At 58.6% G+C, this 22,976-nt stretch carries 24 protein-coding genes and 2 pseudogenes; 10 read left to right on the top strand and 16 right to left on the bottom strand.

Annotated features, from left to right (window positions below; genetic code table 11):
• The first annotated feature begins 11 nt into the window (after positions 1-11).
• On the top strand, positions 12-704 hold the full coding sequence (locus V1289_RS23160) for a hypothetical protein (protein WP_334399086.1): 693 nt from the start codon (positions 12-14) through the stop codon (positions 702-704).
• Positions 705-908: 204 nt separating this feature from the next.
• Here the strand turns inward: V1289_RS23160 and V1289_RS23155 are convergent, their stop codons facing one another.
• Positions 909-1,451 (bottom strand): ParB/Srx family N-terminal domain-containing protein, encoded by a 543-nt coding sequence (locus V1289_RS23155; RefSeq protein ID WP_334399084.1) that lies wholly within the window; start codon positions 1,449-1,451, stop codon positions 909-911.
• Between the two features lie 84 nt (positions 1,452-1,535).
• Positions 1,536-1,712, bottom strand: coding sequence for a hypothetical protein (locus tag V1289_RS23150; protein WP_334399083.1), 177 nt, complete (start codon positions 1,710-1,712; stop codon positions 1,536-1,538).
• A 104-nt stretch (positions 1,713-1,816) separates the two neighbouring features.
• Between V1289_RS23150 and V1289_RS23145 the strand changes: the two are divergent.
• The 4 genes and pseudogenes from V1289_RS23145 to V1289_RS23130 all read left to right on the top strand — a co-directional run.
• Positions 1,817-2,114, top strand: a pseudogene (locus tag V1289_RS23145) (hypothetical protein).
• A 47-nt stretch (positions 2,115-2,161) separates the two neighbouring features.
• The gene (locus V1289_RS23140) at positions 2,162-2,611 is read left to right on the top strand and encodes a hypothetical protein (RefSeq protein ID WP_334399081.1); all 450 of its coding nucleotides are present in this window, start codon (positions 2,162-2,164) and stop codon (positions 2,609-2,611) included.
• Positions 2,612-3,060: 449 nt separating this feature from the next.
• On the top strand, positions 3,061-3,729 hold the full coding sequence (locus V1289_RS23135) for an SOS response-associated peptidase family protein (RefSeq protein WP_334399080.1): 669 nt from the start codon (positions 3,061-3,063) through the stop codon (positions 3,727-3,729).
• Positions 3,726-4,306, top strand: a pseudogene (locus tag V1289_RS23130) (Y-family DNA polymerase); the annotation flags it as partial. The gene V1289_RS23135 and the pseudogene V1289_RS23130, both read left to right, overlap by 4 nt.
• Before the next feature lie 46 nt (positions 4,307-4,352).
• Here V1289_RS23130 and V1289_RS23125 read toward each other — a convergent pair.
• Together V1289_RS23125 and V1289_RS23120 are read right to left on the bottom strand one after the other, a co-directional pair.
• Positions 4,353-4,559, bottom strand: coding sequence for a DUF2188 domain-containing protein (locus V1289_RS23125; RefSeq protein ID WP_334399079.1), 207 nt, complete (start codon positions 4,557-4,559; stop codon positions 4,353-4,355).
• 23 nt (positions 4,560-4,582) lie between these two features.
• Positions 4,583-4,867 (bottom strand): DUF3892 domain-containing protein, encoded by a 285-nt coding sequence (locus V1289_RS23120; RefSeq protein ID WP_334399077.1) that lies wholly within the window; start codon positions 4,865-4,867, stop codon positions 4,583-4,585.
• A gap of 145 nt (positions 4,868-5,012) precedes the next feature.
• Between V1289_RS23120 and V1289_RS23115 the strand changes: the two genes are divergently transcribed.
• The 5 genes from V1289_RS23115 (at position 5,013) to V1289_RS23095 (ending at position 10,744) form a co-directional block, all read left to right on the top strand.
• The gene (locus V1289_RS23115; protein ID WP_334399075.1) at positions 5,013-5,573 is read left to right on the top strand and encodes a hypothetical protein; all 561 of its coding nucleotides are present in this window, start codon (positions 5,013-5,015) and stop codon (positions 5,571-5,573) included.
• A complete protein-coding gene (locus V1289_RS23110; RefSeq protein ID WP_334399073.1) occupies positions 5,570-5,974 on the top strand; it encodes a hypothetical protein in 405 nt (134 codons plus the stop codon). The genes V1289_RS23115 and V1289_RS23110 overlap by 4 nt, the downstream gene beginning before the upstream one ends.
• Before the next feature lie 10 nt (positions 5,975-5,984).
• Positions 5,985-6,743 carry an ImmA/IrrE family metallo-endopeptidase gene (locus tag V1289_RS23105; protein WP_334399071.1) on the top strand — a complete coding sequence of 253 codons (759 nt, stop codon included), beginning with the start codon at positions 5,985-5,987 and terminating at the stop codon, positions 6,741-6,743.
• 63 nt (positions 6,744-6,806) lie between these two features.
• Positions 6,807-8,408, top strand: coding sequence for a hypothetical protein (locus V1289_RS23100; RefSeq protein ID WP_334399069.1), 1,602 nt, complete (start codon positions 6,807-6,809; stop codon positions 8,406-8,408).
• The gene (locus tag V1289_RS23095; RefSeq protein WP_334399067.1) at positions 8,405-10,744 is read left to right on the top strand and encodes a hypothetical protein; all 2,340 of its coding nucleotides are present in this window, start codon (positions 8,405-8,407) and stop codon (positions 10,742-10,744) included. The genes V1289_RS23100 and V1289_RS23095 overlap by 4 nt, the downstream gene beginning before the upstream one ends.
• Before the next feature lie 38 nt (positions 10,745-10,782).
• On the opposite strand, the gene V1289_RS23090 is transcribed toward V1289_RS23095, so the two are convergent.
• From V1289_RS23090 to V1289_RS23035, 12 genes are all read right to left on the bottom strand, one after another.
• A complete protein-coding gene (locus tag V1289_RS23090) occupies positions 10,783-11,715 on the bottom strand; it encodes a hypothetical protein (RefSeq protein ID WP_334399065.1) in 933 nt (310 codons plus the stop codon).
• A 282-nt stretch (positions 11,716-11,997) separates the two neighbouring features.
• A complete protein-coding gene (locus tag V1289_RS23085; RefSeq protein ID WP_334399063.1) occupies positions 11,998-12,786 on the bottom strand; it encodes an enoyl-CoA hydratase/isomerase family protein in 789 nt (262 codons plus the stop codon).
• A gap of 53 nt (positions 12,787-12,839) precedes the next feature.
• A complete protein-coding gene (locus V1289_RS23080) occupies positions 12,840-13,724 on the bottom strand; it encodes an alpha/beta fold hydrolase (RefSeq protein ID WP_334399061.1) in 885 nt (294 codons plus the stop codon).
• Between the two features lie 67 nt (positions 13,725-13,791).
• Positions 13,792-14,565, bottom strand: a complete 774-nt coding sequence (locus V1289_RS23075) for an SDR family NAD(P)-dependent oxidoreductase (protein ID WP_334399059.1) — start codon at positions 14,563-14,565, stop codon at positions 13,792-13,794.
• Positions 14,566-14,573: 8 nt separating this feature from the next.
• Positions 14,574-15,557: an NAD-dependent epimerase/dehydratase family protein gene (locus tag V1289_RS23070; protein WP_334399057.1), complete on the bottom strand. Its 984-nt coding sequence runs from the start codon at positions 15,555-15,557 to the stop codon at positions 14,574-14,576.
• Complete coding sequence (locus V1289_RS23065) at positions 15,557-16,393, bottom strand: sugar phosphate isomerase/epimerase family protein (protein WP_334399055.1); 837 nt, start codon at positions 16,391-16,393, stop codon at positions 15,557-15,559. Before V1289_RS23065 ends, V1289_RS23070 begins: the two co-directional genes overlap by 1 nt.
• 27 nt (positions 16,394-16,420) lie before the next feature.
• Positions 16,421-17,560, bottom strand: a complete 1,140-nt coding sequence (locus V1289_RS23060) for an ABC transporter ATP-binding protein (RefSeq protein WP_334399053.1) — start codon at positions 17,558-17,560, stop codon at positions 16,421-16,423.
• Positions 17,557-18,672 (bottom strand): ABC transporter substrate-binding protein, encoded by a 1,116-nt coding sequence (locus tag V1289_RS23055; protein ID WP_334399051.1) that lies wholly within the window; start codon positions 18,670-18,672, stop codon positions 17,557-17,559. The genes V1289_RS23060 and V1289_RS23055 overlap by 4 nt, the downstream gene beginning before the upstream one ends.
• A gap of 44 nt (positions 18,673-18,716) precedes the next feature.
• Positions 18,717-19,553: an ABC transporter permease gene (locus V1289_RS23050; RefSeq protein WP_334399049.1), complete on the bottom strand. Its 837-nt coding sequence runs from the start codon at positions 19,551-19,553 to the stop codon at positions 18,717-18,719.
• Between the two features lies 1 nt (position 19,554).
• Complete coding sequence (locus tag V1289_RS23045) at positions 19,555-20,412, bottom strand: ABC transporter permease (protein WP_334399047.1); 858 nt, start codon at positions 20,410-20,412, stop codon at positions 19,555-19,557.
• A gap of 32 nt (positions 20,413-20,444) precedes the next feature.
• A complete protein-coding gene (locus V1289_RS23040; RefSeq protein ID WP_334399045.1) occupies positions 20,445-21,638 on the bottom strand; it encodes a CaiB/BaiF CoA transferase family protein in 1,194 nt (397 codons plus the stop codon).
• Positions 21,635-22,960, bottom strand: coding sequence for an amidase (locus V1289_RS23035; protein WP_334399043.1), 1,326 nt, complete (start codon positions 22,958-22,960; stop codon positions 21,635-21,637). The genes V1289_RS23040 and V1289_RS23035 overlap by 4 nt, the downstream gene beginning before the upstream one ends.
• Positions 22,961-22,976: the final 16 nt, after the last annotated feature.

Below are 22,976 nucleotides of genomic sequence, written 5' to 3'. Positions count from 1 at the left end.
AAACTTTAACAATGCGCTTTTTCAGAGGATTGACCGTCCCCGCCGCTAATGTCGATCAGGTTCTTTCGACCATCAGAAATCGAGGTTTAAGCCAAGGCAACCAGTGGAGCATCGAGTACCGGCACCCGGGACCGCTGGACGCGCTATTCGCCAAGCCCGACCTCTCCACGCAGGACACAAGGCCGCACAATCAGGCCGGTGATCCCGCGGTGTGCGCATGCAGCGAAGAAATGGGCGCGGCCTATTATGCGTGGCAGCACAACCGCACCAGCGAGAACGATACCCCGATTATCGTCGAGTTCGAGGCGGACCAAGATGCGGTCGCCATCGACGGGCGGGATTTTCTGGCTACCGTCTTTCAGTTCGGAGAGCCCGCGCTGGCACGCCCCGCTCTCGCGCGGACATGCGGAAACGCCGTTCTACCCTACGCTGAACGCGCATGGGCGACCGACAATCAAAATAGACGCATCGCCCTGTGCGATCTCGCACGTCACCATCCCGACGTGGTCAAGGCGCACCACGCCAACACCGTCGTTCTCGGCGGGCGGCATCACACGGTTTTCAGGAGTGCGTTCATCGTCAAGCTGCCCACTGCGCCGCAGTCCATCATCCGCGCGTGGTCGCCGATCGGGAGGCCGGTTCTGCCCGTTCCTGGAATCACGCTAAGCAGCTTGTTGATTGAATCGTATCGGCCCAAGGGTTGACAGGCGCTTCGGCCCTGCGGGCCGACCCTGGCCGCGCCCCAACGGGCGGCTTAGTTTCCGTCAAAGTTCTCAACCTTTCTGAGTCGATGTGGTCCCTCGTTCTGCCGAGCCTTCTTTGAGTTCTCTACGATCTCGAAAAGCCGGGAAGACTGCAAGGCCTGCCTCAGTGAGATAGGGGCTCCTGTGCTTGATGGTCCGGCCGTTCTACCCGCCTAGCTGCCCCGCAATGATGCTCGCGCGGGAAACTGATGCTCGCGCGGGAAAGAGACTAACGACGGCCGGTTCGTGCTTGTCATGAAAGATAATCGGAACCTCCGTTTCACCCTTGGCGCGAGCCACAGCTAAGCGGTGGTTTCCACCAACGAGACCAAGCTTACCGGGTGCCGTCGGACAGACCCAGACAGGTGAAAGCTTTCGTCCTTCGAAGCAGTGGACTATCACTTTTGCAGCCTTACGCTTGTCGCCTATCGACCAGACCTCCTCCGCCGTGCGCAAATTCCAAGCTTGCAGAACCGCATCAAGCTCGGAAAGCGTCACCCACATCAGGGTAACGTTTGAAACGTCGAGAGCTTCATAATCAACGCCGTCCTGTGAAAAATGATAAAACGATGGGTGCGTGTCCCATTTCACTGCGAACGGCGGCCACGCGTGGATCGGCTTCCCAGCAATCTTTTCTGCTTCTTCATTGATCCGTCTACGTTCTGCAATGCGCGCTTCAGCTTCTTCCTGCGTCGCGCCTCGGATCATCTCTAATGCGACTTCTGAGCTGACCGTTGCTGCCTCCCGCTTTCATCCCGCTCTACCCCATTAGGGCCGTGATACCAGTAAAATCTAGCCCCAGCCGCTCGGTCGTTTGAAGACGAATATCACTTTCTCACTCATGTTTGCGACGCTGACCAACTCCCACCCCTTAGGGCCAGCCTCATCGAGTACACCGTCGATATCGGATTGCTTATCGTCAGAATTGAACACGGTCGTGCTGTATTCCCACTGTTGACGTTCAGCCATTATCTCTCCCATTACCACTCGACAGCCCGCCAGTAATCAGACCGTCATTGTCGAAATAGGAGCTTAGAGGGGCGGCGCGTCCTAGTCGAGTATCCGTGCCCGCAATGGCTCCGGATGCGCCGCTTCCGGCCGAATATTGGGATTCGCTGCTCAAGGATCCTCGCGCTGGCGCCACCGGTGTCCAAATGCGGCAGCGACTGCTTTCGGAGATTCAGCGTCACGTGCTGCGGGTCTCCTGCCGGCGCTGCGAGCGGATCGTGGATTCAGACCGTCGATGCGGTCCGCCTGTACGGCGGGAAGGCCATTTGGAAGGACGTCGGGCAACGGCTTTTGGACGACACCTGTAAGCAGAGGACTGGCAGCCATGAGGACGACGGGTGCTGGCCGAATTTCGAGACATAAGCCGCCCCGGATTGCCGATCCGACCTCTCTGCGTTTGGATGAAACGGATGGCTCCGAAATATCACCCAACGCCCCTGTCGGGTGGCGACCGCAAGGCTCTGACGAAGGAGCTCGGCAAGGCGCGTGCGATGACCAAAATTTTCGCCTCGCAGTCGACCGATATGCGGGCCAAGGGCGAGGCGTTGATCCAGCAGGCCGACAGGCTGCTGTGCGAGAGTTGGAACGAGCGGATGTGGTCCGACGGCGAGCCGATCGATCCGTCACCGACCATCGACCAGGCCGTCAACGGCGGCTTTCCCTGGCTGGAAATCCGGTGCACAAGGTGCAAGACGCCAAGCGACGTCGACCTCGCGGCGATGAAGCATCCGCCGACCACCTTCGTGCACGACCTCGCCAGCCGGCTGCGCTGCCGGAAATGCGCCAAAGCAGGCCGTCGTCCAGCAGCGACCCTGTTACAATTGGCCTGGCAGCCACGTCATTCTCGAACCGAACCCTGAACCATGTGCAACCTCTATTATGCCGACTTCCAGATTATGCCGACCAGTGTCGGAGAACGAGCTTTCGTGGCGGTAACTGCCGCTATAACGTCGGCATAATCCAATCGAGCTGGTACATCTCGGACCGCTGAGAGCGATTGTCGGTTCCTCTGTTGGCGCGAAGCAAAACGGTGGGATAAGGCGAGATCGGGCCAAAAGCGGACCCGAAACTCCAACTCGTGACAGATCAATCGACATGAAAGCCTCCCCTCAATTGGCAAGAAGGAGATCATACGCTGTGAGATCAAACGGATTATGCCGACTCCGACGCAGCGATCACCGCCGCCCGAGCCCGTTCTGAGCCAATGGTCGGCATAATCCAGGGGTCGGCATAATAGAGATTATGCCGATGTCGGCATAATCTCTATTCGATCACGACCAACCAGGCCGCCATCATCGCGCTGTTTCGCGTGGTCAACCGATATGTTGGCAACCTTGCGCCGATGCCGGGTGTGTTTCCGGACTACAAGGCGCCGATCGTGCGCAACGGGGCCGAGGGCCGCGAGCTCGCGACCGCGCGGTGGGGAATGCCATCGTCGTCAAAGGCGCTGATGGATGCCACCAAAAAACGGACCGAAAAGCTGCAGGCCAAGGGCAAGCAGGTCGACTTTAAAGAACTGTTCCGGATGGAGCCCGACGGCGGAACGACCAACATCCGGAACGTGAAAAGCAAACACTGGACGAGATGGCTAGGCATTGAGAACCGCTGCGTGGTTCCGTTCAACTCCTTCAGCGAATTCAACAAGGCCGAAGGCGGCGACATTTGGTTTGCGCTCGATGAGAACCGCCCCCTCACCTGCTTCGCCGGCATCTGGACCAACTGGACGTCCGTCCGGAAGGTCAAGGAAGGCGAGACGACTAACGACCTCTTCGCATTTCTCACAACGGAGCCGAACGCCGAGGTCGGCGCCATTCACCCGAAGGCTATGCCGGTGATCCTGACGACGCCGGACGAAGTCGATGCCTGGATGATGGCGACTTCGGACGAGGCCCTGAAGCTGCAACGGCCGCTTCCGGACGGGGCGCTCAAGATCGTGGCCCGCGGCGTCAAGGAAGATCCGGCCGCGACGGCGCCATGACCGACGGGAACGACGACCAGGCGGAGCCCTCGCCCCGTCAGCGCAAGATTATCCACGTCGACATGGATGCCTTCTACGCGTCGGTCGAGCAGCGGGACAATCCGGATCTGCGCAGCAAGCCGGTCGCCGTCGGCGAATCCCGCGAACGCGGCGTCGTGGCTGCGGCCAGCTACGAAGCGCGCAAGTTCGGCGTGCGCTCAGCGATGCCGTCTGTAACGGCCAAGCGGCAGTGTCCGGACCTGATCTTCGTGAAGCCGCGCTTCGAGCTCTACAAGGTAGTCTCGCAGCAGATCCGTGAGATCTTCGCCGAACATACGCCGATCATCGAGCCGCTGTCGCTCGACGAGGCCTACCTCGACGTCACGGAAAACCTCCAGAACATTCCGCTGGCGCGCAATGTCGCTTTGGCGATCCGCGCCAAGATCAAGGAAGTCACCGGCCTGAACGCGTCCGCCGGCATCTCCTACAACAATCCCTGCCCGTCGGCAAATTCCACGGCATTGGCCCCGCCACCAGCGCGAAGATGAACGCCCTCGGGCTCTACACCGGCCTCGACATGCGCAATCAGTCGCTTGAACAGGCACGATGGGAACAACCTACATCCCAACTGCAGAATTGAACGTCTACGGCTTACGCCACTTGTCCGGATCGCCGACGTTCGTGTGCCGCACCCTTTCGACTAGCGGCTCATGGCCGGGATTGAGCTCCCGCGCGCGCTCGATCGCTTCCTGCTGAGTGGGCGACACCGCGCTGGCCCTCTCGGAGCCGCCGCGCCGCACGGCGTAATCGCCCTGCGGCCTGCGTTCGACAAACAATTGGTCCTTACTCACCATCTATCTCCTTCGGATTGAGTTCAGATCGGGCACCGATCCATCGCCAACAGGTTGTCGTTCCAGACGCCGTCGGCGTAGGTCCTTACATAAGCGGCCCTGCCGGTGGGACGCACGACGCCGACGTTGGCGCGCTTCCCGGTCCGCGGGTCGAGCGTGTAGAAGGTATTGTCCTTGGCATCGATGCTCGAAATGACCCGCTCGCGGGACCATTTCCAGTTCGCGCGCGGGTTTCCGAGCTCCGTGATGTGTTCGTGCGGGCTGCTCGGATGCGGTTTCGTGATACAAGTAACTAGAACATCGGCCATTGTATTCCCTTCTGGGTTGCGGCACATAATCGTGCCTAATGACCTATGCGGAGCCCGAGGGCCTCCACGGACATTCGAAAAAAATATTCCGGGCGTGTCCGCCGAGCTCGCGGCGCGCCGCATAGGCGTTTGAGGGGGCGAACGCTTGCCGGCCGACGACGAGAAGACATCTCGAACGCGCGATGACGTCGAGGCCGCCGTCCGGGCCTTCTCGGTCGCGGACTGGAGCCGGCTGCACAAGGTGGCCAAAGCCTTCTCGTTCAAGACGGGATGGGAGTTCGAGGACCTGCAGCAGGAAGCCATCATGAGAACGCTGCAGGGGACTAGGATTTGCCCCGTCGACGTCGACGTGATGAAGCATCTGATCGACACCATGAGCAGCATCGCTGACGGCGAGCGCGATAAGGCCCACAATCAGGCAACCCACTTGCCAACCGCGCAGCCGGGGATCGAGGATGCCGAGGATCCGGTTTCCCCGGAGTGGTCGGCCGAGGACAACCTTGCCTATGAAGGTGGACGGACGGAGATTCTGGCGATGTTCGATGATGATCCGGTAGCGAGGGACATGGTCGAAGGTATCCTGGCCGGTTTCGACACGGAACAACTCAAGGAGCTTACCGGCCTGCAAGGTACGGCCTACAATACTAAGCGCACTCTGGTGAGGCGTCGACTTCTGAAGCTCTCTCCGAAGGGGAGGATCCCATGACCGAACGCAAAGAAGCAAAGAAGCCCCTTCAGGGCCTCAGACAGGCCATGGCTGACGATATCATGGAGGCTTCGGACGAGGAGATTCTAGCCCAGTTCGCCCAGGACGTCGGCTCGCCGGAGGAAAATGCGGCCCGCATGCGGGCGTTGTTCGAGAAGACGGTGCTTCTCGCCAACAAGGGACGGCTCCAAGCCGCCCGGGCCGGCGCCGCGGCCAGTAAGGTCTCGCGCTCGGTCTCTCCCATCCCGATCGGCGAAGCGCGCGCTCGCCTGCGCCAGGTCCTCGACTCTCACGCTCACGACAAAAGCTTCACTCTGGCGGCCAGGAAGGAAAGCGAACTATCCGACGCCGACGTTCTGGACATGCTGGAAGCCATCCGCGAGCTCGGACTGCTGGAATGAGGGATCGGCCTTGACGCCTGCCGAAGCGCTCTTGCAGGAGCTCGGCATCACCGAGCCCGAAGAGATCGAACTTGAGGCGATCGCCTACCACGTCGGCGCCAAGGTCCGCTTTCGTGCTCTATGCGGCTGCGAAGCCCACATCCTCGGCTGCGACGGCCAGGCGATCATCACGGTCAAGCAGGACAGTTCGGCCCGGCGAAAGCGGTTTTCCATCGCCCACGAACTGGGACACTGGCGTTTCCACCGCGGCAAGACGTTGGTCTGTCGCGTGGACGAATATCGGCCGCGGGACGCCCAGTCACCCGAGAAGGTCGCAGACGGCTACGCTGCCGACCTGCTCATGCCGCGCTACCTGTTCGCCCCGAGGGCGGCGGCAATCGACCGGGTCTCGTTCAAATCGATCGGCCGGCTCGGCGAAGCCTTCAAGACGAGCTTGACCGCGACAGCGATCCGTCTATTCGATCTGGATCAATTTCCTGGTTTCGTCATAAGCCACACCCCCCGCGGCAGGAAATGGTTCACCCGCGCACCGAGCGTTCCCCGCCACTGGTTTCCTCGCGAAGATCTCGATGCGAAGAGCTCCGCGTTCGGTATTCAATTCGGCGGCCGTCCGGACGACGGCGCGCCCCGAAAGATCGGGGCGGATGCCTGGTTCGATCGTCAAGGCGCTGCGCGGTTCATGGTTCGCGAGCAGACGGTCCGCGTCGCCCGCGACGAGACCGTGAGCCTCGTCGTTCTCGATGACAAAGAAATGCTTGATGATCCTTAACGCCCGCTGCGCGACGCTGACCGGCCGCTGGATTGCCGTGCCTTACTTTTTAATAACAAGATCATGTCCTTTAGGGACTACATCTCGACGCATCAAACAGCTACAGCTTCTCGCGAGGAAGATGCCATTTTGGCAGCCGTCGACGATCGGGGCCACATGACCGCGTTGCCGCAATGGACAGAGCCCGCCGAGAAAAGGGGTCTAGATCCCCTTGGAATACAAAATAGCGGCGTCGTTCTATATCAAGCCTTGCTGCCGGGCATCAGCAACGTGACTCTGCGGATACGCTACTACGGATTCTACTGCTGGTTAAGCGATGCCTATGCGCACCACGAAGGCAGCACCAATCTTGAAGACTGGCGCCGCTGGGTACGAAGGGGCGAAGCGCTCTACGCCCTGGTTTCGTCCGCCGCAGGCGGTGAAGGCGGGGTAGGAGGAATCGACTGGGCGAACAGTCGCCTCTCGCTGAAGGAGACCGAAATCGACTTCGCCGAGGCGTCGTCGACCGATGCCAAGGTGAGCCGATACCTCAGACAATCAATGGGGGTTTTTGGGGGTGCCTATTATTCCCAAATGGTGGAAACGGGCCTGTTTGAGCGGGGCTCCCACGGTATCCCGAAAGCAACAATTGGTGCGGGTCTGAAGTCAGCCAATGCCTTCCGCGAAGCCGTCGGGCCCGACGTTGAAGATTTGCTCATTGCAAAGATCCAATCCGCTCGAGTTACATCGGATGAACTGATAGCACTTCGCGCCCTCACGCCTTCCAACATCTCCGATACCTCATCGGAGCGGGAATCTTACGAACAGATCCTGTTCCCCGTCGGAGATGGTGCGAAGGATCAAAGCCGCCGCGCGACTCTTCTCCTTTTACTCCGCGTTTCGGCGGCGCTCAGCAAGCGACCAGACCCCGACGATATTCGCTGGTATCTCTTTAAGAATGCCGACACCGGGTATTCCGATCCACTTGAAAGGCAGCGTCTTCGCTGGGAGACCTACCAGGTGCATGACCTGTTCCAGGTCGCAGCCGCTGGCCTGCTATCTTGGTCTATTGCATTGATGGCGGAGTTGGATGGAGGTCTGGAATTCGGCCAAATATCGGCGCTTGCAACAGACCGGCTGGAAGGTGCCGATCCCAGTTCTTCCCGCGGAAGCTGGAAGAATTTCAGTGACAGTCTGTCTTCGAAGGATGACGACTTTCAAGCCTGGTCGCAGTCCGTCGCGGGAAGGCGCCACGCGCCAGACAAAATCTGGGACGTCATAAAGCTCATAGCCGCCCTGTACGATCGCGTTAACAAACGGCGCGACCTTGCAGCAGAGGTTGACCGCAGCTTCCCGATTCACGCCCATTCCCGGTCGGTTCGGACCGAGCTAATTTGGTTTCGTGAGCGCGAAGACCAACCCCTTGTGGAAGTAATAGCTGATTACCTGATGCAACGCGTGGTTCGGCGCCACACTTGGGTCGCAATGCAAAAGCTCCGCCGACAGAAGGATTATACGTTTTTATTTGAGGTCCATGACGGGCGGCTGTCGCGTCGTGCTGACTACCTGCCCGTCCAAACTACTCCACGCCTTGCCCCTGCTGTTCAATTCCTGGCTGACATAAAGCTTCTTGCTGCTGATGGTCTGACAGCCAGAGGTCGCCGGTTATTAGAGGGCGTTCTGTGAAGCTGCCAGAACGCTTTGCTCGGCGAAAGGGGCGCGGCTTCCACAGTGCGATCGCGACAAGTTTCGCTGTCGAATTCGAGGCTGCCGAGGAAGTGATGCTGCCCCAGATTATGGCGAGTGGGGCGACAAACATACTCCTGATCGCAGACGCACGAATGACAGCGATTTCCCTGAGTGATGGCTCCAGCCTGCCCAAACAACTGGGTCGGGACTATGTGCTCTACGGCCCGCCCGCATCCTCAGGTCTATTTCATCCGAAAATTGTTCTGCAACTGGGCCGCGATGGTGGGCGCGCCTTCATTAACTCGGCGAACCTAACCGCAGCCGGCCTTAGCGGCAACGTCGAGGTTGCCACTGAAATTGAATGCTCTAATGAGACTGGACCCGAACAAGACTTTATCCATTCCGTCTGGAGATATTTGGAACACGTTACGGCCGAGGCGCAAGGCGCAGCTCGAGATGCCTTGCTATGGGCACGCGAACGGACGCCGTGGCTCATGGAAAATGTACCTGACACAGTTCAAACACTAGCCGACGGAAGCGCTATCGCCTTCTTGGCCGCGCCTTCGGATTCCGGGATACTCGAAAGATACGCGGGCCTCGTAAATGCGGCGCCCGTTGAAAGACTGATTATTGTCAGTCCTTATTGGGATGACGCTCTCCAATCAGTGGCCGACCTCCGTACAGCTCTTGCCCCGAAGCGAATCACAATACTTCTGGACACGCATCGGCATGATTTTCCGCGCGTTGTAGATATTCCGTCTGAGGTTGAACTGATTGATATTGGGGACTGGAGTAAGAGCCGATTTACGCACGCCAAGCTTTTCATTGCACTCACTTTCGAGCATGAGCACGTCCTGTCGGGAAGCGCAAATTGCACACCCGCAGCGCTAGGCCGTGCGGGATTCCAAGGGACTAATGCCGAGGCATGTGTCTACAGAAAACTTCCAACCGGAACGTCCATAGAAGCACTCGGGTTGAGCGAGTTGCTAAGCCGTCTGCCAACTCTACCGAACGAACTTCCCCCCATTAAGCATCGTGACCCGATCCCATTGGGACCCATTGCTAATCGGTACCCCGGGGTTTTTGAGGTCGATCACGACTTTCTACTGTGGACGCGTCCAGCCACTCCGGATTGGTCGGGGTACAATATTCAGCTTCTCGACCGCGACGGCAATGTTCTGCATGTCTCAGGCCCCGAAAAGCATGATCCCCGCGGAGATCGATATGCTGTTCTGTGCGACACTGACATCCTCGCTCAAGTCCATTTTGCCCGCGCTGCTGCGGGTGATTTCTCTTCGACTATTGCACCCGTTACCCACCGGGCCTTGGTAAAAGCCCGCCGACGCGAGCCTACGACCGGCCGCGTGGCAAGGTCAGCTTCGCTGTTTGATGACGGCACGGGAATTGAGTTATTTCTATTGGAGGCATTCGAAGACTTGTTCCGCGCTGATACCGGCGAGGACGACGTCAGGACTGAGCTCCATTCATCGCGTGATGGACGAACACGCACGGAGGTCGAACAGAAGCCCAGCCGCATACTCAGCTATGAGGAATTTATGAGGGAACGGGAGGGCCGTCCCGTTAGTGGCCGTAGAGGAGAGAATGCCCTTGCGGGGACGCACTGCGATGGGGTACGCGCTCTTCTGAATCGACTATCCGGAATTGTTGACAAAGAACAGAAGTCAGCCGGGGAAGAAAACGACGATTGGATGGATCTCGGCGACGAAACCGAGAGCACCGATGGTCCCGAGGGAAATGAAACTCCGGCGCCTAACCCGCTTCCTCCCGAGGCTCCCCAGCAGAAGCCGGCTGACCGCAAAGCATTCGAACGGGCCGTGACGAAATATGCTGAGGGGCTCACGAAAATCGCGCGGCCTGTTGGTGCGGCCGATGTCGTGAAACTCCGGCTTCTTTTGATGGCCATACTATGGAATGCGCAATGCGGCGCATTTCCGGGCGGTCTAACTTGCACAATCGACGAACAGGGTTGGCCGCGACTGGCCGTGAGAGCTATTTCCGCCTTCTTTTGGGGAAAACATCCTCCAGTCCGACGGCTGGTACTGGAAGGTGATTTTCAAGAGATGCCGATTGATTTCCTTGAATGCTGGACGACCACTATCTGGACGCTTGACGCAATCATAGTCGCGCTATTCAAGAACCCCAACCATCGTGAATTCATAAGTCGCCTCCCGCAGCTTCGTACCCATATCATCAGGCAACTTGGTCTTAGGGACACCGAACTTGCCGGTGAAGCAATGACAAAGCGGAAGCTTCAATTAGATCAAAGGATGGGCAGCCGTCTTGGGTTCGAATGGCTGCAAAATGTCTCTTAGTCTCCCGACATCTTGGGTCATTTCAGATTTTGAAATTTTTATCGCTGAACTTCATAGATGGGCTGTTGCCGAATGTGGCACGCTGCACTTGGCCTCGAATGCATCCAGGCTCTCACCCTGTCAATAATCTTCTTCGCATCGGGGGACATTTTGCGATGAGCCAGAAACTTCGCCGCTAAATGCCGAAATTGGGCAGTGATTCCCCCGCCCCGCTCCCCAAGGTATTGTGAAGCAATCTCGACCCGCCTCGCGGCCTCAACAGCAGCGCCAATGGTGGGTCTACCCTGCGATTGAGGCAGGTCGACTGACCCCGAGTCGATAAATTCTGTTCGATCACGGACATGGTCGACAACGTTTGCCTTCTCATGATATCTCCGGGCTTCATTGAACAGCGACTCCAGCACCGCCGATCGGGTCGGCGCCATTCTTGGATCTTCCTGACGAGCACGACAGGCGGCATCCAGACGATCGCTCTCGACCACGATCCGCACATCGTGGCGATGGCGCGTGAGAGCCACATAGGTTTCCCGGGCGTCGGCCGCGCTCGCAATATAGTGAACAGTCGCGGATGATGTGCGGCCTTGGACGGAATAGGCTGAACCAGCGACTGCATGAACAATCTTCGGAATGCCGGCATTGCCGCGCCGCCGTTGTTGTGCAAACCCGGACCATTCATCCTCGATCAGTCGACCATCTTCAAGACGGATCGAGACGCGAATGGACCCGCTTACACCACGGGCACATTTTTCGACATTCCCGCGGGTGCCGTTCCGGATCCTGTGCTGTGGCAACGTTTCCCCGAAACGAACCAGGTCGCCTGTTGCCAGCGGCAACAGACCTAAAGCCCCATCTCGATCGATGACGACCGGGCTGAGATCCGGACCATGAATGAGACCCTCTTCTCGGAGAACCTTACGAGCAGCGAGATTAAGGGCGACAGCATCTCTGTTTCGACGGGTCACGACAATCACGTCATCACCATGAGCCTTTCGAAGATTCCTCCACGCCTGGATGGTGTGTGCTTGGGCTGCTTCGCGACCCGCGACCAGAAGCACTGCCGCGCGCCCGGCATCGCGATCAATCTCAGCCGATGGCAGCACAGTTCCGGCTAAAACAGCATAACAAGGGCGCTACTTGGCATCTCCTTCATCGACAGTTGGGCCGCAGCTCGAAACAAGTCTCAAAATGCTAACAATCGAGCAGGGCGGCGAAAAGTGTGGGAGGCTACGAAGCCGCCCGGCTTTCGCCAGTCGTCAACACCCCTGAAATTGGGGAAGACGCTTTTCCAAAAAGGCTGCGCGGCCTTCCCTGTAGTCATTGCTGGCGTAGGCATTTGCTATCAGACGATCAATCTCGTCGTGCCGCGCAGCACTTGTTCCGCCTGCGATAGCTTCCAGAATGACCTTGCTCCCTGCGATGGTGAGAGGAGCATTGTCAACGAGCGTCTTGGCGAGTCGCCTCGCTTCCAGTAGCGCGCGGTCGGATGCGGGAAGGTCGACGAGACCAATGCGAACGCATTCTTCGAACTGAAGCGGCTTCCCCGAGAACAATATCCGCTTTGCACTAGCAAGGCCGACTTGACGATAGAGCAACTCGGTATCGAGCACGCTGTAAACAATCCCCAGTCGCGCCGCCGAGATGCCGACTTTTGCGGTCGAATCGGCAACACGAAAATCGCATGCGAGTGCGAGTCCACAACCACCGCCCATGGCGTAGCCGGATATGGCCGCAACAGTCGGTCCCGGCCAATCCCGGACTGCGAGCGTCGCAGCCTCAGTCGCGCTATCGTACTCTTTCACCGATTGCGGGTCGGACCGGACGGTGCCGAACTCCGAGATATCCGCTCCGGCGCAGAAATGGTCGCCCTCGCCAACAAGGATCGCGACCCGCGCATCGGACCGCTTAGCCAGGGAGTGGAATGTCTCGGCGAGCTGCATCCACATCGCCAGGCTCACAGCGTTTCGCTTTTCAGGACGATTTAACGTAACGACTGCAACTCCATCGCTTACTTCACTTGAAACGTATTTCATATCGACAGGCATTTAACGTCCACATTCTCGAGCAGTCACCCGATTCAAATCAAGTTTTATGGCTATCAATCCTTGATGCCTGTGATTGACTTGCTTTCCGCACGTGGATCGCGGGACGGCCACCTGCCACAGTCGACCTGAGTAAGGAAGTTCAACACAATGCGATTGAATTCGTCCGGCTCCTCGATATTGATCGTGTGGCCGGAGTTCGGGATCACCGCGAGTGCTGCAGTAGGTATGCTCTGCTTCATGAGGACGCCCGGAAGGAGACACGGCCAATCCTCGTCGCCCGTGACGATGAGGGACGGAACGCGGAGAGCTTTCATCTGGTCGACGAGCGAATAGAGCGACGGGCGTTCTCTTTGGACGCCCAGTTGGGTATTCGCCGATCCGACGTCGCTATGTCCGGAAAGCTGCTCCTCAAACTCGCGGAACCCCCGGGGGTCCTTGTTCTCGAACTGCACTCTCGTCGGACCGTAGGCATACCGCGTCGAGAAGATCTTCATGCCCTGCGTTCTGATTGCTGCCGCGACTGCGTCCGCTTCGCCCTTGAACTGGATTTGCTTGTCCGGTTCGGCTCCATATCCGCATCCTGCGATGCATAGTGAGCGCGCCCGTTTGGCATGTCGGAAGCCAAAATGGAGGGTGGCAAAGCCGCCCATGGAGAGCCCGACAACATGCGCGGTATCGATCGAAAGGTGGTCAAGGATCGCCGCAATATCGTCCGCTGCCCTGGCTTGGGAATAGGCTTCTACGCCTTCGGGAACGTCAGAGGGCGGATAGCCGCGTGCTGCGAACGAAATCGCACGAAAACGCCTGCCGAAATGCCGCATCTGAGGTTCCCAGCTGCGGTGGTCGCCGGCAAACTCATGAACAAATATGATGGGCGTACCGCTGCCAGTTTCCTCGAAGTACAGCTTGATACCGTCGTTTGTTGTCGTCTGTGGCATGTCTCACTCAGTCCTTTTTGTTTGGAACAGCAAGGTTGCAATTGAATGTTTTTGGAATTTGGGAGGGTCACATGGCGTTGTATCCACCATCGACCAGGAGATCCGATCCCGTCATGAAGCTGGATGCGTCGCTCAACAGAAAAAGAGCCGCGGTTGCGATCTCCATCGGCTGGCCAATGCGCCCCAAGGCGTGTTTGGGGCCATTATAGGCCTTGGCCGTTGCGAGATCACCGTGGCGCACCAACATCCGCCTGGTCTCGATAGCGCCAGGCGAAAGCGAGTTCACTCGAATGCCTTGATCGGCATGGTCGAGCGCCATCGCCTTAGCGAGTTGGATCAAGGCGCCTTTTGCCGCACAGTAGCCCGGCCTTCCCTTGGCAGCGACGTGCCCCATCTGCGATGCTACATGAACGATGCTGCCGGAACCCGCGCGCTGCATGAAGGGAATGGCCGCACGGCTCACAAGGAACGCGCCATTTACGTGCACCGCAAACGTCTGTTGCCAGTCATGGAGCGGCATATCGACGATGGTGGACGTTGGATCGTCGTTGGATGCGCCGTTGACCAAGCCGTAAATGCCGCCCCATTGGCCAGCCGCCATCGCAATCGCTTCGGCCACGCTGGCTTCGTCGGTCACATCGCACGCAACGGCAAGTGCGACGCCCCCGCTTGACCGGATATCGTCAACGAGTTCGGCCGGAGCAGACCGGTCCAAACACGCGACGCGGCCACCGGCTGTGGCCACTGCACGCGCGATGGCCGAGCAGATGCCGCCCGCCGCGCCCGTCACAACCACGACGCGCCCGTTAAGTCCAAACATTCCCTGGAGAGAATCGTCCATGCCGCACCTCAAAACCCTTGGTTGACCGTAGCCCGATGCCACTCGATGTAATCGTCAAAAGCGCTCGCTTCATCGTATGCCGCAGTGAACGCTGTCGCGCGTCGTATCCGTTCGACCGAGAACGGAGGGCGCGGCGAGGGAGCAGATGCTCCGATCGTCACCCGGCTCGCATCGGCAGTGACCTCGTATGTGAACCCCGGAAAAGCCGATTGCAGTCGATCGCACCATGACGGCACCGACCAGCGACGCCCCGTCGCCAGATGGTATACGGGCTCCCGCAAGTCGGGAGCGTCGAGAAGGGCAGCTACGGCGGAGGCAACGTCCGCGGCGTAGATCCAGTCGTCCGGGACCGTCGGCATGAAGCGCGCCACCTCACCTGCTGCAGCCGCCTTCAACAACTGGAGCGGAATGCTGAGCGTGTCACGGACGCCGGTATCGTACTCCCACTGACCGAACACCACGCCCAACCGTCCGACCGCGACGTCCAGGTTGCGTGTAGCCCGATAGCGCCGGGCAATACATTCGGCCGCATATTTCGTAATGCCGTAAAGGCTTTCTGGAGTCGGATTTTCGTCCTCATCGAGAAGGTCCAGACCCTGCGAGGGCCGTCCAAAAACGGAACCGGTGCCAAGCTGTACGACGCGGGTGAGGTGACATGCGAGAGTTGCCTCGAGTACTTCAATCGTTCCGATCGTGTTGACCATCGCAATGGTTCTCGCGTCCCGTTTTTCGCGATCGAGGCCGGCAGTTATTGCGGCTCCATGTACAGCTTTCGTAACCTTGTTCTCCTCCATCGCGGCGATCACTGCCTTCCGGTCGCACACGTCGCCGATCACAACGCGCAATTGGCCAGGTAGAGACGTCAAATGGCGGTGTGCTATCTCGGGCACCGCCGATCGGTCGAAAAGGACGACGGCATCCCCGCGGGCCAGAAGAACGCTCGCGATGTTTATGCCGACGAAGCCGGTCCCACCTGTTACGAGTACCGACATCATTCTGCCCCTGCGCTAGAGAGATTCGTGAAGTCTGCGACGGCCTGCCGGACCACATCCGACACTTCGCGTCCATCAAGTTCGTGCGAGAAAAGTTCAAACTCGAACGGTCCGTCATAGCCGTTTTCGCGAAGCAAACTGATCATGCCACCGGCGTCGAAGCACCCCTCGCGCATCGGGCAACGCGATGGAGCCATGGCCGGATTTTCGGAAAGTCGGACGCCCGACAACTGGACGCACGAAATGCGAGAAGCGTGTCGTTGAATGAAGGAATCGAGGTCCGGCTCCCACCAAGTATGAAAGGCATCAAGCATGACGGTGAGATCGCCGAAGCGCGAGAGCAACGCTTCTGTTTGAGACAGGGTATTCAATAGGGACTTGTTCGGCATACGGCTTGGATGCATCGGCTCGACCCCGAGCCGGACGCCCTTAATGTTGGCATCGTCGATGAGGGAAGGCAGGGACTTCACCACTCTGTCACGCAGCGTGTTCAAGCTAGTCCCGCTTGGCTCTCCGGCGTCCGTTAGTCCTCCGCCGATGGTCGTAAGCGCCGATGCCTCGAGCGCGCTGGATGCGTCGATCAGGAACGCGTTGACTTCTCGCTGCTTCCGGGATTTCTCCGGCGCGTCCCAAAGAAAGAAGCCGGCACTGTTGACGGATGTCACAGCAAGTTTTCGCTTCGAGAGGTGCTCCTTGATGGTGGCAACAGGCATCTCGTCGAGAGCCCGTTCAGTCAGGCCGACGCCGGTAGCGCCGGAGTCGGCGCAGTCGTCGAAGAATCGTTCAAGAGGATATCCGGTCGGCGCAATATAGTGGTTTATTGATAGGCCGCGCATTGAAGTCTTTCACAGGAAGTGGTGGCGTTACGACGCGGCGAGAACCGTCGGGCCGTCTATGCTCCATCTTACGCAGACACGGCTACCTACGCCCATCGGCGTCTGTCTCCCGTTATTGGCCGTGTCGGAAAGGATCGTTCCCAGCGCACCAAGGTCGACAGTGCGTTGAAGAGTCGGCCCAAGATAGTTTTCCTCCACGAGAGTGCCTTCGATCCCAGCGCACAACTCGCCGGCCGGTACGATCTCCACCCGCTCGTATCGGAGCGCGACGAATACCTTGCTTCCGACGTTGAATTCGGAAGGTATCCGACACGGAAAAGCGCAGCCATTGATAATGACCTCTCCCACGCCATCGGAAGTGCGGGATCCGACCTCTCCGTCATAAAAGTTCGAATGCCCCATGAATTCAGCGACAAAACGACTCGACGGGCGCTCGTAAACTTCACGCGGGGTGCCAATCTGCTGAATTCGGCCGTTACTCATGACGGCCAGCCGGTCGGACATCGTAATAGCTTCGCCCTGGTCGTGCGTAACGAATATGAACGTGCCGCCGATCTGCTTGTGAAGTCGCCTGAGCTCATCCTGCATCTGTAGGCGCAGCCGAAGGTCCAGTGCGCCTAGCGGTTCGTCGAGCAGGAGCACCTCGGGGTCGTTCACCAGTGCTCGCGCCATCGCTATTCGCTGACGTTGGCCGCCAGAGAGCTGATCGATCTTGCGCGATCCGAACTCGGTCAGACGAACGAGCTCAAGCGCCTCACCGACCTTTCGCTTGATCACGTCCCGCGGCTCGCGCTTCATTTCAAGGCCGAACGCGATGTTCTCGGCAACAGTCAGATGGGGAAACAACGCCCCATGCTGAAAGACCATGTTGGTGCGCCTTTCATAGGGCTGGAGACCGGTGACTGACCGGCCTGCAATGCTTACCTCGCCGGAGGTCGGCGTTTCGAAGCCGCCGATGATCCGGAGAAGAGTCGTCTTTCCGCACCCGGAAGGTCCGAGAAGTGAAAAAAACTCGCCTCTCTTTATGTCGAGTGTCACGGGTTCCAAAGCCGTGGTATCCCCGAACGTCTTTCCGATACCGCGCAAGGATACAGCAACCTCGCGTTCATCATCGGTCAAGGGAATCTCCTTGCTTTCAAACATGGTCTTGTGCGCCGCGAACGTCATGAGGAACTCTTCACTTTGCTCCAGGCCTCGATCCACATGTTCATGTTCGAGGGGAAGGCGAGCGGATAATGCTTCACCGAACCATCAAAGAGACCGTATCCGAAGCGCTTGCGCTGTTCGGGCGTCACGTCACTAAGACCAAAGTCAGTAACCGGCAGGTAGCCACTGCCGTCCGCGACTGCCCGCGAGTATCGCTCGCCGAGCATTGCGTTGATGGCTGCGTGTGCTCCGGCGACGTTCTTGCAATCCTTCGGGATGTACGAGGTGCTGATAAGGGACAGTACTCCTTCTTTCGGCCAAGCTCCGGTGATGTTGAAGCCACGCTTCTGAAGTTCGTTGCGCATCGGCGCAATGCCGTAGCAGACGTCGATCTCGCCGTTGCTCAAGAGATTTGAGCCCTGGGCGAACGTGCTGTAAAAGGTACGCACGTTCTTCTTCTTGGCGACGAGGAACTTGGTCACCTCGGCGAGCTGATTGCGATCCATCAGTTCGGGTTTGGCGTGCCCTAGATACAGACCCGCCGCCATCAGCATCTGGTGTGCGACGTCCCACCACCCGATCCGTCCCGCATACTTGTCTTCGAAAAGAAGCGACCATGACTGCGTGTAGGCGTCGTCATCCGGAACTACTGTGCGGTTGTAGAGGATGGAATCGAATCCCCAACTGTGAGGCACCATGTAGACCTTGCCGTCGCGCTGGCCGATCGCGACCTTTGAGGCATCGTTGATATGCTTCATATTTGGGATCAGGGACGTGTCGATCGCCTGCACGCGCTCCTGGCCAGAGCTGGCACCCATCACGACCGGCTGGGAAAAGGCGAACGAGCTGTTCATCAAGTCATAGCGTGCGCCGCCCGGGGCGGTGAGACGGGATACGGTATCCGTCCCGGACATGAAGGCACCTTCCGCGAAGCGGATCTTGGCTTCTTCCTCCACGATGGGCTTGAGCGTTGGCCCCACCATCGCATTCACCATGAGAGCAGTGACTTCCGACGTCTGCGATCGGGCAGACGTTCCAAAGCCGGCAGTCGCGGCTATGGCTACTGCGGCCGCTCCTTTCAGAACTGTGCGCCGAGCGATGAGAGTGTTCTGGTCAATACCATTTGCAGTCATTTTCGTCTCCGTTGCATGAATGTGGCCGAACGAGGTAGCTGCGGTCAGTAACTGCCGGTCGAATTGTTGCTTCGAGCGGACAGCGAAAATCCAATCAATGAAACAATCATTGAGATCATCATGATGATCACGCCCACTGCGGGCAAGAACGGTGCCATTTGGTCTGAGAGAAGCGACCAAAGATGCACAGGAATGGTACGTTGGCTGCCGATCGCGAAAAGCGTCCGGATAAACTCGTCAAACGACAACGTGAAGGCGAACATTGTCGTGGCCACCACGCCGGGCTTGATGATCGGAAGGATGATCCGAAAGAACACGGTCGAGGGTCGAGCGCCAAGATCTGCTGCAGCTTCTTCCAGACTTCGGTCAAGCCCATGCATCCGCGGAAACAAGGTTAGAAACGCGAACGGCAGCACCCAGGTGATGTGAACCGGCAACGCCGTCGTCCATAGGCCAAATGGAATCTGTCCGTAGCCGAAGAATATGAGATAGATCACGCCGCCGACGATTCCCGGAATGAGTACAGGCATCAGGATGATTTTCATCAGGAGGCCTTTGAGCGGGAATTCGTACCGGAAGCCGAGAGCCAGCAGCAGAGCGAGCGTCGTAGCAATCAAGGCGCTCAGGATTCCGAGGGCGACGCTGCTTCCGATCGCAAGCAGCATTTCGGTAGAATTGAAGACCTGAACGTACCAGCGCAGGGTGAGTGCTTTGAACGGCAAGCCGGTTATTTGCGAGTCGTTGAAGGAAAGAGCCACGAGGAGCAGTATGGGGACGTACAGGAAGGCGTAGAACGCCGCTGCGTAGACCAACAACGCCGTACGACGGAGCGAGAAGGAAGAAGTCTTCGTCGTATTTTCGGAAAATGGAATCGAACTCATGTCAACCTCCGATGAAGACGTCATTGAGACGAACTTTCCTGCCGAAGATCATGAGGCAGAGGGACACCACGAGTATGAGGACAACAGACAAGGCGCACCCCAAGGCCCAATTGTTCGTAACGGTGTATTGAGGGGCGATGATGTTGCCGAACATGATGCCCGATGTCCCGCCAAGCATCTGAGGGGTGACATAAGCGCCGCAGGCGAGAAGGAAGACCATGACGCAGCCGGACAGTACTCCCGGCATGGACAGAGGCAGAATAACGCGACGAAACGTGCGCCATGGCCCCGCGCCAAGATCGGCAGCAGCTTCAATCAGCTTCGGATCGAGTTTGTCCAGCGACAAGTAGATCGGCAGCGTCATAAAGAGCGTGTAGACGTAGACGAGTGCGATGTGGGTCGCACCTTCGTTGTAGAGGAGCCAGTCTAGCGGCGCATTGATGATGCCAAGCTTCATCAGAATCGAGTTCACCAGGCCCGACCGCCCCAGCATCGGGAGCCAGACGAAAGTACGAACGACGTAGCTCGACCAGAACGGCAGAAAAAGGAGAACCAGGAAAATGGCCTTGGTGGCTGATGGCCGCGTCGCAATGAAGTATGCCATCGGATAGGAGACGATCAGGGAGATCAGCGTTACGCTCGCCGAAATGCGTATCGTCTGAAACAGCACCTTGAAGTAGATCGGGTCGTCCAGAATGACCCGGTAATTGTCGAGAGTGAGATCCGTTGTTGTTCCGAAGATACTTGATGTCCAGAAGGACATCATGATCAGCAGGACGACGGGAGCTACCGAGAAGACAAGGAGCCAGACCGTGGCCGGCAGAACCAGCAGAATTCCCCGTAAATTCGTCGTCGTCATCCGTGCCCCCAATATCCTGCTCGACCCAACATTCAGATCTCCTGAGCTTTTCTCATGGAACTGATCTCGGTCTCGGCAATGCCGATTTCGCGAAGGATTGCGTTCGTGTGCTCGCCCATGGCCGGCGCTTGAGACCGGACCGATGGGGATGTGCGCGACAACGTCAACGGCGTGGCGACCAGCCGGATCGGTCCCAGCTCGGTATGCTGCAACGGCGCGGCGATCGCCAGATGTTCCACCTGCGGGTCCTTGAATACCTGCTCCATGTCGTTGATGGAGCCGGCGGGCACGTTCTCCACGGTCAATATTTCGATCCACTGTTCGGAGGTCCGAAGACGGAAAACCGCAGCCAGCTCCCCCATCAGTTCGGTGCGGTGCTTGAATCGCAGCTCCTGCACGGAGAAATGCGGATGGCTCTGAAGGTCGGGGCGCTCGATGGCACGACAGAATCCGGCCCATTGACCTTCACCGCCCACGCCGATGTTGATATGCCCGTCGGAAGTAGCCAGGACGCCCATCGGAGTTGAGTAAGGGTGATCGTTCCCTGCCGATCGTGGAACGCGTCCCTCCACCAAATAGCTTGCAGCCTGGAAGTCGGTCATGGCGATCATCGCTTGCAAAAGCGAGGTCTGAACCCATTGTCCCTGACCGCTTCGCTCACGTTCGGCCAAAGCAACCAATATGCCAATGGCTGCGTAATTCCCGGCGGATGAATCTGCGACGGCGATGCCTGCTCTCATCGGACCGCCGTCGAGTTCGCCGGTGACGCTCATCAGGCCGCCCATTCCCTGCGCGATTTGATCGAAGCCGGCACGCTTGGCGTAAGGGCCGGTCTGTCCGAATCCCGAAATCGAAGCGAGAATGATCCGCGGATTGACCTTGGCGAGTTCATCGTACGAGAAACCGAGCCGCTCCTTTACGTCGGGCCGGAAATTCTCAACGACGATGTCTGCCGTCTTGACGAGATCCATCAGCGCCTTGAGGCCGCGCGGCGACTTCAAGTTCAACGTGATCGATCTCTTGTTCCGGTGCAGGTTCTGGCTGTCGGCCGCAAGTCGTGATCCCAGGACGGTCGAATTGGGGTCGGCTCCAGCAGTTGCCTCGACCCGGATCACGTCCGCTCCGAAATCGGCAAAGATGCGGCAGCAGGTCGGTCCGGCTCGCACGCGAGTGAGATCGATTATCCGGAGATGACTGAGAGCGGACGATGAGTGGTTCGTATTCAAGCAGATTCTCCAAGGTCGGTCGCAGCGCAGATCGCCGGCGCCTGCTGCAACCATTTCGTATTTGATTGATAGAGATGCGCGAGCCTCAGGAGCGCGAATTCCGAATCCGGCCGCCCCACGATCTGCATCGACTGCGGGACGCCCCGTTCATCGAATCCGATCGGGACGGCGATCGCAGGCAGCCCAAGTGCATTTACGAACCGCGTCAGACCACTTAGCTCATACAGGGTTCTCGCCCTGAACTGAGCGGACTGAGGATCGACTTCAGTCGCGTCGGGAGGCGGCATCGCCATCACCGGCAGAATCGCCGCACCGCACCCTTGCCAGCTCGAAAGAACGGCTGTCAGCAGATCGTTCCGACGGCCCAACGCGGCGTCCATCTCTGCGTCGGATATCTCTCTTCCCTTGGCGATACGTCTCGAAAGTGCCGGGTCGCCGCCGCTCAGCGACGTGTCGTCATGTATCCGCGCGGCCTCGACTTGCATGATCGTCAATGCATCTCGGTCGGCCTGCGTGATAGCTCGAACGTCAGAAACTTCTCGCTCGCTTATGCCGAGATTTCTCAGTGTCCGGAGTGCCGCCCGTATGGCCGCGCAGACCGACGATGACGATTCAAGCAGTTCTGAGTAGACGGCCACCGATGAAATCGTCATGCCAGCATCGCTGCTCGGGGAGGCGACTTCCCAAACGCGGATGAGATCTTCGGCCCGCCGCGTTATGAAGCCGATGACATCAAGGCTCGGTGCGAGCGGCATTGCTCCGTCCGTTACGAGCTTTCCGTGTCCGGGCTTGAGCCCGACCACGCCACAGCACGCCGCCGGAATCCGGATCGAGCCGCCGGTATCAGAGCCGATACCGAGATATGCGCATCGAGCCGCGACCAAGGCGGCAGAGCCGCTGGATGAACCGCCACTGATGGCATCGGGGTGCCAAGGGTTCATGGTCCGACCGAGGTAGGCATTGTGGCCGGACGGCTCATAGGCAAGGGTCGTCATGCTGGAGACTGCGACCTGACGCGCTCCAGCGGCATCGAGAAGACGCAAAATAGCTGCGTCTGCGTTCGCGGGACCTGGGGATCGTGCACCGCCCCATTGGCCGCGCCTTGCGATGCGATCAAACACGTCTTTTGCGACGTACGGCATACCTCTCAGCGGGAGGTGAGCGACATTTTCGTCCTCATCACCGACGTGGTCTTCACAAACGTCGGTGATTGCATTGAGCTCGGCTCCGATCGACACCACGGCGGCCCGGCAACGGCGAAGTTCCCGCGGTCGAACTTCCTTGGGCAATCGGAACCAGCTATGGCAACTATTTGAAGGCATTATAACACCGCCGAAA

The organism is Bradyrhizobium sp. AZCC 2289 (assembly GCF_036924615.1).
Lineage (GTDB): Bacteria > Pseudomonadota > Alphaproteobacteria > Rhizobiales > Xanthobacteraceae > Bradyrhizobium.
This window is presented reverse-complemented; position numbering and strand designations above follow the sequence as displayed.

Excerpts from the sequence above, each read along its gene's own strand:
- V1289_RS23055 (WP_334399051.1), bottom strand. The coding sequence starts at position 18,672 with ATGACTGCAAATGGTATTGACCAGAACACTCTCATCGCTCGGCGCACA.
- V1289_RS23120 (WP_334399077.1), bottom strand. The coding sequence starts at position 4,867 with ATGGCCGATGTTCTAGTTACTTGTATCACGAAACCGCATCCGAGCAGC.
- V1289_RS23085 (WP_334399063.1), bottom strand. The coding sequence starts at position 12,786 with ATGCCTGTCGATATGAAATACGTTTCAAGTGAAGTAAGCGATGGAGTT.
- V1289_RS23080 (WP_334399061.1), bottom strand. The coding sequence starts at position 13,724 with ATGCCACAGACGACAACAAACGACGGTATCAAGCTGTACTTCGAGGAA.
- V1289_RS23150 (WP_334399083.1), bottom strand. The coding sequence starts at position 1,712 with ATGGCTGAACGTCAACAGTGGGAATACAGCACGACCGTGTTCAATTCT.
- V1289_RS23155 (WP_334399084.1), bottom strand. The coding sequence starts at position 1,451 with ATGATCCGAGGCGCGACGCAGGAAGAAGCTGAAGCGCGCATTGCAGAA.
- V1289_RS23035 (WP_334399043.1), bottom strand. The coding sequence starts at position 22,960 with ATGCCTTCAAATAGTTGCCATAGCTGGTTCCGATTGCCCAAGGAAGTT.
- V1289_RS23110 (WP_334399073.1), top strand. The coding sequence starts at position 5,570 with ATGACCGAACGCAAAGAAGCAAAGAAGCCCCTTCAGGGCCTCAGACAG.
- V1289_RS23100 (WP_334399069.1), top strand. The coding sequence starts at position 6,807 with ATGTCCTTTAGGGACTACATCTCGACGCATCAAACAGCTACAGCTTCT.
- V1289_RS23070 (WP_334399057.1), bottom strand. The coding sequence starts at position 15,557 with ATGTCGGTACTCGTAACAGGTGGGACCGGCTTCGTCGGCATAAACATC.
- V1289_RS23050 (WP_334399049.1), bottom strand. The coding sequence starts at position 19,553 with ATGAGTTCGATTCCATTTTCCGAAAATACGACGAAGACTTCTTCCTTC.
- V1289_RS23160 (WP_334399086.1), top strand. The coding sequence starts at position 12 with ATGCGCTTTTTCAGAGGATTGACCGTCCCCGCCGCTAATGTCGATCAG.
- V1289_RS23060 (WP_334399053.1), bottom strand. The coding sequence starts at position 17,560 with ATGACGTTCGCGGCGCACAAGACCATGTTTGAAAGCAAGGAGATTCCC.
- V1289_RS23065 (WP_334399055.1), bottom strand. The coding sequence starts at position 16,393 with ATGCGCGGCCTATCAATAAACCACTATATTGCGCCGACCGGATATCCT.
- V1289_RS23045 (WP_334399047.1), bottom strand. The coding sequence starts at position 20,412 with ATGACGACGACGAATTTACGGGGAATTCTGCTGGTTCTGCCGGCCACG.
- V1289_RS23075 (WP_334399059.1), bottom strand. The coding sequence starts at position 14,565 with ATGGACGATTCTCTCCAGGGAATGTTTGGACTTAACGGGCGCGTCGTG.
- V1289_RS23140 (WP_334399081.1), top strand. The coding sequence starts at position 2,162 with ATGGCTCCGAAATATCACCCAACGCCCCTGTCGGGTGGCGACCGCAAG.